Annotated in this window: 2 protein-coding genes; one reads left to right on the top strand and one right to left on the bottom strand. The window is 73.0% G+C overall.

Annotated elements, in window-relative coordinates:
• Positions 1–58: 58 nt before the first annotated feature.
• Entirely contained in the window at positions 59–637 is a 579-nt protein-coding gene (locus H0488_RS23275) for an aggregation-promoting factor C-terminal-like domain-containing protein (protein WP_183101537.1), read from the bottom strand.
• Between the two features lie 53 nt (positions 638–690).
• Here H0488_RS23275 and H0488_RS23270 point away from each other — a divergent pair, with 53 nt between their 5' ends.
• Entirely contained in the window at positions 691–1,293 is a 603-nt protein-coding gene (locus tag H0488_RS23270) for a YczE/YyaS/YitT family protein (protein WP_183101536.1), read from the top strand.
• The last annotated feature ends 83 nt before the right edge of the window (positions 1,294–1,376 follow it).

The following is a 1,376-nucleotide window of genomic DNA, read 5'->3' as shown; positions in this document are numbered from 1 at the left end:
GAGCTCCCCGCCGCCGACAACGGCCTGCCGCTCCCGGCCTGACGCCGTTCCGCGCGGCTCAGTACCAGCCGACGCGTTCGGAGTGCTGCCACGCGCGCTCGGGAGTGCCGTACCGCGCCGCGATGTAGGCCAGACCCCAGCGGATCTGCGTCTCCGGGTTGGTGCGCCAGTCGTCGCCCACGACCGCCATCTTGGTGCCCGGCAGCGACTGGGGGATGCCGTAGGCGGACGAGGTCGGGTTGTCGGCCAGGTGGTTCCACCCGGACTCGCGCTGCCACAGCCAGTCGAGGAAGCGCCACTGCTCCTCGGGGAAGCCGAAGTCCAGCATCAGCTGGTAGCCGAGACCGCGGTTGGTGCCGGGGTCGACGTCGGCCGGGGTCGGCGTCGGGGGCGCGGTGTAGTTCTGGGCGATCCGCTCCGCCGCGCGGCGCAGCTGCTCGAGGATCACCGCATCCGGTACGTCGAACCGCGCCCCGCCCTCGCCGCGGGACACGGGCTTCTTGCGCTGGGGCTGGTCGCTCGTCTCGGTCGGCGACGCCGCGGCCCGCGGCGGCTCGGCAGCCGGCTCCGGCGCGGCGCAGGCCGTCAGGGCGACCGCGAAAAATGCGGCGCCCACGCCCAGCCTCACTCCCCCCATGGGATCCATTGTCACCCACAACCGCCTCAGGTGCGGCCTGACATAGTGATCCGGTGCCCTCGCTCGGTCGGCTGGTCCTCCTGCTCGGGGGCTGCGTGGTTCTCGGCGTCGGCGTTGCGCTGTTGCTCACCGCCGACCTCGGATCGGACGGCTACTCCACGCTCGTCAACGGGATCGCGCTCACCTTCGACCTGTCGTTCTGGGTCGCCAACCTGCTGGTCGGCGTGGTGTTCGTCGCCCTCGCCGCCGCCCGGAAGGTCTACCCGGGCGTCGGCACCGTGGTCCAGGTCGCGCTGGTCGGGGTCACCGTCTCCGTGGCGCTCGACCTCCTCAGCACCCCGGACGGATGGCCGGCCCGGATCGCGCTGCTCGTCGTGGCGTTCCCCGTGCTGGCGATCGGCATCGCGGCCTACCTCGGCAGCCGCACCGGCGCCGGCCCGGCCGAGGCAGCCGGTCTGGCGTGGGATCCGCCGCTCCCGTTCAAGTGGAGCTACAGCGCGGTCCAGGGCGGAGGCGCGCTGGTCGGCTGGCTGCTGGGCGCCACCATCGGCCCCGGCACCATCGCGGTCATCGTCCTGCTCGGCCCCCTCGTCGACCTCGCCGCCCGCCTGATGCGCGTCGACGTCCACCAGACCGTCGCTGTCAACCAGACCTGACCCGGCTCGAACTCGTGCCAAAAGGCCGCCGACCCGGCGCCAAGTTGGCGACGGGTCGGTGGGTCAGGCGCGAGGCTTGCGGG

The sequence above is a fragment of the Nocardioides pelophilus genome, from assembly GCF_014180685.1.
Taxonomy (GTDB): domain Bacteria; phylum Actinomycetota; class Actinomycetes; order Propionibacteriales; family Nocardioidaceae; genus Nocardioides; species Nocardioides pelophilus.
The sequence above is the reverse complement of the archived record's forward strand: the minus strand, read 5'-3'. Positions and strand labels throughout refer to the sequence as shown.

Coding starts and splice junctions, on each gene's coding strand:
- H0488_RS23275 (WP_183101537.1), bottom strand. CDS start 637: ATGGGGGGAGTGAGGCTGGGCGTGGGCGCCGCATTTTTCGCGGTCGCC.